This is a genomic window from Micromonospora sp. BL4, from assembly GCF_003667505.1.
In the GTDB taxonomy this organism is placed as follows: Bacteria; Actinomycetota; Actinomycetes; order Mycobacteriales; family Micromonosporaceae; genus Micromonospora.
The window spans coordinates 70,863-77,884 of sequence record NZ_RCVJ01000075.1 but is presented as its reverse complement, the minus strand read 5'-3'; the positions used below and the strand labels follow the sequence as shown (position 1 = coordinate 77,884).

The following is a 7,022-nucleotide window of genomic DNA, read 5'->3' as shown; positions in this document are numbered from 1 at the left end:
CCCCGGAGATCTCATGGCAGCAGTGACCACCCCCACCCGATCACCCCGCCGAGCCTCGGAGACGCCGGACACGCCGGCGTGGGCCCGCTGGGCCAACGACCATCGCAAGTGGCTCTTCGCGGCGCCGGCCATGGTCTTCGTGGCCGCGCTGATCGTCTTTCCGCTGGCCTGGACCGGATACCTCAGCCTCACCGACGCCGAGGGCTCGGTGCGGGCGGAATCCGAGTTCGTGGGCTTCCAGAACTACGTCGAGGTGCTCTCGGACACCGATCGGTTCTGGCCCGCGGTCGGCCGGACCGCCGCGTTCACCATCGTGGCGTTGCTGTTCGAGGTCGTCCTCGGCATGGCGGTCGCGCTGCTTCTGTGGCGACCGTTCCGGGGTCAGAAATGGGTCCGCGTCGCCATCCTGATGCCGCTGGTCGCCACCCCGGTCGCGGTCGGCATGATGTGGCGGCTCATCTTCGACCCGAACATCGGCCTGGCGAACCAGGCCCTCGGCTGGGTCGGCATCGGACCCCAACCGTGGCTGGCCGGCCAGCACTCCGCGCTGCCCACGACGATCTTCATCGACGTCTGGCAGTGGACCCCCATGGTGGTGCTGATCCTGCTCGCCGGCCTGACCTCGCTCTCCGACGAGCCCCAGGAGGCGGCGCGGATCGACGGCGCCAGCACCTGGCAGCGGTTCCGGCACGTCACCCTGCCGCTGGTGATGCCGACCGTGATCGTCGCGATCCTGCTGCGCGGCATCGACGCGCTGAAGACCTTCGACATCCTCTACGCCACGAAGGGCCGCGGCGGCGGGTCCTTCCACGAGGTCGAGACGCTCAACGTGTACGCCTACGGCCTGAGCTTCGACTACAACGAGTACGGCATCTCATCGACGGTCCTCATCGTCTTCTTCCTGATCATCATCGGATCGATGTGGGCCCTGACGTCGCGTAGGAAGGAGGCCCAGCGATGAGGTCCCGCCCCGCCTACCGGGTGTTCCGCGTGGTGGCGCTCACCGTCGTGGTGATCGCGCTGCTCGCACCGCTGATCTGGATGGTCGCCGCGTCGTTCAAGACGAACGTCGACATCTACGACACGGGCAAGGCGCTCGCCTTCACACCCACCCTGGACAACTACGCGAACGTCCTGGAGCAGGCCAACTACGTCGAGTTCATCGGCAACAGCCTCTGGGTGGCGTTCGCGGCCACCGTGCTCTCCATCGTCCTCGGCGTGCCCGCGGCGTACTCGATGAGCCGCTTCAACATGCGCAAGTCCGCGCTCGTGGTGCTGATGGCGCGGGTCATTCCCGGCGTCTCGCTGCTGGTGCCCTGGTACTACGTCTTCTCCAACCTGAAGATGGTCGGCGGGTTCAGCGTGCTCATCCTGAGCCACATGTTCGTGTCGCTGCCGCTGGTGGTCTACATCATGATGGGCTACTTCGACAGCCTCCCGATCGAACTCGAGGAGGCGGCGCTCGTCGACGGGCTGACCCACATCGGCGCGTTCCGCCGGATCACGCTGCCGCTGTCGATCCCGGGCGTGGCCACCGCCGGCATCCTGTCGTTCATCTTCTCCTGGAACAACTTCATGTTCGCCCTCGTGCTCTCCGGCGCCGACACCAAGACCCTGCCCGTCGCGATCTTCGACTTCGTCGGCTACGCCAGCATCGACTGGGGCGGGCTCATGGCGGCGGCCAGTGTCGTCACCCTGCCGATCATGCTGATCGCCCTGTTCGTGCAGAAGTACGTCGTCTCCGGCCTCACCGCCGGCGCGACCAAGGGCTGAGGACACCGTGACGACAATCGCTCGGGTCGAGACCTTCCTGGTCGCCCCCCGCTGGCTCTTCGTCCGCGTCGAGACCGACTCCGGGATCGTCGGCTGGGGCGAGGCGACCTGCGAGGGCCGATCGGAGACCGTCCGCACCGCCGTGGAGCAGCTCAGCGAACTTCTGATCGGCCGGGACGCGCTGCGGATCGAGGACCACTGGCAGACCATGACGAAGGGCTCCTTCTACCGGGGCGGCCCGATCCTGGCCAGCGCCGTGTCCGGCCTGGACCAGGCGTTGTGGGACATCGCCGGCAAGCGGTACGGGGCGCCGGTGCACCAGTTGCTCGGCGGCCCGGTCCGGGACCGGATCCGGGTCTACGGCTGGGTCGGCGGCGACGAGCCCAGCGAGGTCCGCGACCACATCGCGGCCCAGGTCGCGGCCGGGCTGACCGCCGTCAAGATGAACGCCTCGGGGCGGATGAGCCCGATCGCGTCGGTCGCCGAGCTGGACGGGGTGGTCCAGCGGGTCGCCGCCGCCCGGGAGGTGCTGGGCGACGATCGGGACGTCGCCGTCGACTTCCACGGCCGGTTCACCCTCGCCAACGCCCGCCGCGTCGCGCCGCTGCTCGAGCCGTACCGGCCGCTCTTCCTGGAAGAGCCGGTCGTGCCGGAGAACTCCCACCTCATCGGCGACTTCGTGCGGTCCACGACCACGCCCGTGTCGACCGGAGAGCGGCTCTACAGCCGGCAGGAGTTCCTGCCCGTCTTCCAGGCCGGCATCGCCGTCGCCCAGCCGGACCTCTCGCACGCCGGCGGGATCTCCGAGGTACGCCGCATCGCCGCGCTCGCCGAGGTCTACGACGTGCAGCTCGCCCCACACTGCCCGCTCGGGCCGATCGCCCTCGCGGCGTGCCTGCAGATCGGCTTCGCCACACCCAACTACCTGATCCAGGAACAGAGCATCGGCATCCACTACAACCTCGGCGCCGAGGTGCTCGACTACGTCGTGGAGACCACGCCGCTGATCTTCGTCGACGGGCACATCGAGCGGCTCACCGCGCCCGGGCTCGGCATCGAGATCGACGAGCAGGCGGTACGCGCGGCGGACAAGCGCGGGCACGCCTGGCGCAGCCCCACCTTCCGACACCCCGACGGCTCCTACGCGGAATGGTGAGCACCATCCGCTGAACCCGCCCACCGCGGCACCTGAGAAAGGCACCCCGTGAAGATTGTCGCAGCGGACGTCATCGTCTCCAGCCCGGACCGCAACTTCGTCACCCTGAAGATCACCACCGACGACGGGGTCACCGGGCTGGGTGACGGCACCCTCAACGGGCGGGAACTGTCGGTCGCCTCGTACCTGCGCGACCATGTCGTCCCGCTGTTGATCGGGCGCGATCCGCACCGCATCGAGGACACCTGGCAGTTCTTGTACCGCTCCGCGTACTGGCGGCGCGGCCCGGTCACCATGGCGGCGATCGCGGCCGTGGACGTCGCGCTCTGGGACATCAAGGCCAAGGCCGCCGGCATGCCGCTCTACCAGCTGCTGGGCGGCGCGTCGCGGACCGGCATCATGGCGTACGGCCACGCCTCCGGTCGGGACATGCCCGAGCTGTTCGACTCGATCCGCCACCATCTCGAACTCGGCTTCCGGTCGATCCGGGTCCAGACGTCCGTGCCGGGCATCAACGCCGTCTACGGGGTCGCCGCGCAGCCCAGCGCCGACGGCAAGCGGTACGACTACGAACCGGCGCAGCGCACGCCGCTGCCGGCCGAGGAGGACTGGGACACCCGCTCCTACATGCGCCACCTGCCCGGCGTCTTCGAGGCGGTACGCAACGAGTTCGGCTCCGAGCTTCCGTTGCTGCACGACGGTCACCACCGGATGACCCCGATCCAGGCGGCCCGGCTCGGCAGGGACCTGGAGCCGTACGACCTGTTCTGGCTCGAGGACTGCACCCCCGCCGAGAACCAGGAGGCTCTGCGTCTGGTCCGTCACCACACGACCACACCGCTGGCGATCGGCGAGGTCTTCAACACCGTGTGGGACTACCAGACGCTCATCCGCGAACAGCTCATCGACTACGTCCGGTCCGCCGTCACCCACACCGGCGGCATCACCGCCATGCGCAAGCTGCTCGACTTCGCCGCGCAGTACCAGATCAAGTCCGGCATCCACGGGCCGACCGACATCTCACCGGTCGGCATGGCGGCCGCCCTGCACCTCGACCTGGCCATCCACAACTTCGGCATCCAGGAGTACATGCAGCACGGCGCCCTGACCAACGAGGTCTTCCGGCAGTCCTTCACCTTCACCGACGGCTACCTGCACCCGGGCGAGCGGCCGGGCCTGGGTGTGGAACTCGACGAGGCGGCCGCCGAGAGGTTCCCGTACGTGCCGGCCTACCTGCCGTTCAACCGGCTCAAGGACGGCACCGTCCATGACTGGTGAGCAGGGTGGCGCTGTCGGACCCGGCCACCGGCGCCCGCCCCGGCACGTCGTCGTGATGGGGGTGTCCGGTGCGGGCAAGACGACCGTGGCGAGGGGCATCAGCGACCTCGCCGGCCTGACCTTCGCCGAGGCCGACGAGTTCCACTCCGAGGCCAACGTGGCCAGGATGCGCTCCGGCGTACCCCTCGACGACGCCGCCCGCTGGCCCTGGCTCCGGGCCCTCGCCGACTGGATGGCCACCCGTGACGCCGAGGGCGTGTCGACGGTGCTGGCCTGCTCGGCGTTGAAGCGGTCCTACCGGGACGTGCTCCGGCAGGGACCGCCGAGCGTGGACTTCGTCCTTCTGGACGGGACGGCGGAGGTCATCCGCGAGCGGATGGCCCGGCGCGCGGGCCACTACATGCCGGCGAGCCTCCTGGACTCTCAGCTGGCCATCCTGGAGCGGTTCGAGCCGGGCGAGCCGCCGGGTCTGGTGCTCGACGTGTCGCTGCCTCCGGAGGAGCTCGTGTCGGCCGCGGTCGACCGTCTCGGGCTGCGTACCGGAGCCGCCGCCGTAGGCGGGTAACCCGCACCGCCCACCAGACAGCCGTCACGCGGACTCCGTCCGGTGACGGCTGTCTGGTTTAGGCCCCACCGGCCCGGGTAGCGCTGAGGTCGGGTCAAGACGTGTGCCCTCCGGGTGGTCAACCCTGCCGTGTCCGAACGGCGGTGGGGGTGGCCACCGTCGTCGAGGGCGGAGGCGTCGTGTGAATCCCTTTCTCGGGCCGGTGCGACGGCACCCCTCTGTCCGAAGTGGTGTGGTCACCTTCGGGCGTGCACGGTCGGCACCACAGGCCGTGCTCACGTCCTCCGACGTGGTTCCGCCACTCGCCCGTCGAGGCCCACCGACGCGTCAGCCCCTCGGCACTCCCGGACCCGACCGGCCGTTCGCCGGGCGCGAGAAAGAGGCGCGCACGTTTTTCCCCTAAGTGGGCGGGTACGGCCAAAAGACCCCGAACGAAGGAGTGGCATGTTCAATCCACTGGATCACAAGGGAATCGCCCTGGAGAGCCAGATCCGCAACTGGCGCGAGCTGAACGTCGAGCCGATCGACCCGGAGGCCGTCGACCCCTACACCCGGTGCCGGATCATCACGATGAACGGCATCGAGGTCGAAGCGATCAACTTCCAGCACCAGTTCGCCCGTAACTGCCCGGACCAGGAGGTCCGCCGGCAGCTCGCCTACGTCCGGTACGTGGAGAGCCAGCAGCAGCGGGTGGTGAACTGGCTGCTACCCGGCGTGGCGAGCGTGTTGGAGACGACGCTCGGCTACGAGCAGGTCGCTGTCGACCTCACCGCCTGGGTGGCCCGGCACGAGCCCGACCCGTACCTGAAGCAGGCGTACGAGTTCGGCGTGCTGGAGGACTTCGATCACCTGTACCGCTACGCGAACCTCTACGAGATGGTCGAGCGACGCAAGGCCGAGAAGGTCGTGAACGGGCTGACCGAGGTCATGCCGGGTCGACCGACCGTCCAGGAGCACCGGCACCCGTTCGACGAGGTCCGCACCCCGTACGACCGGAACTCGGTGGACCCGCGCTCCAAGCTGCACGCGCTGACGATCCTCTCGGCCGAGCAGCAGGTGATGTTCTACTACATGAACGTCGGCCCGCAGTACATGGAGCCGATCGCGCGCCAGCTCTACCAGGAGATCAGCCTGATCGAGCAGGAGCACGTCACCCACTACGAGTCGCTGCTGGACCCGGGCGAGAACTGGTGGGAGCGGCTGCTGACCCACGAGTACAACGAATGCTGGCTCTACTACTCGTTCCTTCAGCAGGAGAGCGACCCCCGGATCAAGGCGGTGTGGGAGCTGCACCTGCAGATGGAGCTGGCCCACCTCCAGCAGGCCGCCGACCTGCTGCGCCGGCACGACGGTCGGGAACCGGAGGAGATCGTGGGCAGCGCCGGGCTGCCGGAGCCGCTGACCTTCGAACCCAACAAGGACTACCTGCGCCACCTGCTGGCCACCCAGATCGACCTGACCAAGCTTGGCGAGGGCTACGTCCGTGAGGCCCACGAGCGCTTCGAGTGGATGCAGCAGCAACTGCACGACGGCCAGAAGCCGCCGACCGAGCAGGTCATCGAGATGCACCGGGAACGCTTCGGCGACGAGTACCGCATCGAGACCGAGGGACCGCATCCGGTCGAGGAGCTGCGCTCCACGGGAGGCAGTCATGCCTGACACCCACAACCCGGCCACCCCCGGTCCCGAGGAGGACGTGGTCGACCTGCTGCTCGCCCAGCACGCCCAGATCGAGCAGCTCTTCCTGCTGGTCATCGGCAGCACCGGCGACACCCGGCGCGACGCTTTCGACGAGCTGGTCAAACTCCTCGCCGCACACGAGACCGCGGAGGAGGAGGTCATCCACCCGCTCGCCCGGACCCTGCCCGGCGGTGGCGGCGACGCGATGGTGGACGACCGGCTCGACGAGGAGCGGCAGGCGAAGCAGACGCTGCAGACCTTGATCGCCGGCGGCGTGGACGCCGACGGCTTCGACACCGGCATCATCCTGCTGCGCGACGCCGTGCTCACGCACGCCCGCTACGAGGAGCGGTACGAGTTCCCCCACCTGCGCCAGCACGTCCCGGCAGACCGGCTTCGCAGCCTCGCCGGCGCCGTCCGGGTCGCGGAGACGACCGCGCCGACCCGGCCCCATCCCAGCGCCCAGTCGGCCAAGGGCAACCTGGCGGCCGGCCCGGCGCTGGCGGTCATCGACCGGGTCCGCGACGCGGTGCGCAAGCCCTCGGCCAGCTGACCCGGGGGGCCCGCGAA

General features: G+C 69.1%; 7 protein-coding genes. All 7 read left to right on the top strand.

Annotated elements, in window-relative coordinates; genetic code table 11:
• Positions 1–961, top strand: a 961-nt coding sequence (locus tag EAD89_RS06070) for a carbohydrate ABC transporter permease (protein ID WP_368666339.1), incomplete at its 5' end; no start/stop codon positions are given.
• Complete coding sequence (locus EAD89_RS06065) at positions 958–1,773, top strand: carbohydrate ABC transporter permease (protein ID WP_121657072.1); 816 nt, start codon at positions 958–960, stop codon at positions 1,771–1,773. The genes EAD89_RS06070 and EAD89_RS06065, both read left to right, overlap by 4 nt.
• A 7-nt stretch (positions 1,774–1,780) precedes the next feature.
• Positions 1,781–2,929 carry a galactonate dehydratase gene (gene dgoD, locus EAD89_RS06060; RefSeq protein WP_121675028.1) on the top strand — a complete coding sequence of 383 codons (1,149 nt, stop codon included), beginning with the start codon at positions 1,781–1,783 and terminating at the stop codon, positions 2,927–2,929.
• A 48-nt stretch (positions 2,930–2,977) separates the two neighbouring features.
• Positions 2,978–4,207 (top strand): D-mannonate dehydratase ManD, encoded by a 1,230-nt coding sequence (manD, locus tag EAD89_RS06055; protein ID WP_121675027.1) that lies wholly within the window; start codon positions 2,978–2,980, stop codon positions 4,205–4,207.
• The gene (locus EAD89_RS06050) at positions 4,197–4,772 is read left to right on the top strand and encodes a gluconokinase (protein WP_121675026.1); all 576 of its coding nucleotides are present in this window, start codon (positions 4,197–4,199) and stop codon (positions 4,770–4,772) included. The genes manD and EAD89_RS06050 overlap by 11 nt, the downstream gene beginning before the upstream one ends.
• A 444-nt stretch (positions 4,773–5,216) precedes the next feature.
• Positions 5,217–6,431, top strand: coding sequence for a hypothetical protein (locus EAD89_RS06045; RefSeq protein WP_121675025.1), 1,215 nt, complete (start codon positions 5,217–5,219; stop codon positions 6,429–6,431).
• Positions 6,424–7,005 carry a hemerythrin domain-containing protein gene (locus EAD89_RS06040; protein ID WP_121657067.1) on the top strand — a complete coding sequence of 194 codons (582 nt, stop codon included), beginning with the start codon at positions 6,424–6,426 and terminating at the stop codon, positions 7,003–7,005. Before EAD89_RS06045 ends, EAD89_RS06040 begins: the two co-directional genes overlap by 8 nt.
• The last annotated feature ends 17 nt before the right edge of the window (positions 7,006–7,022 follow it).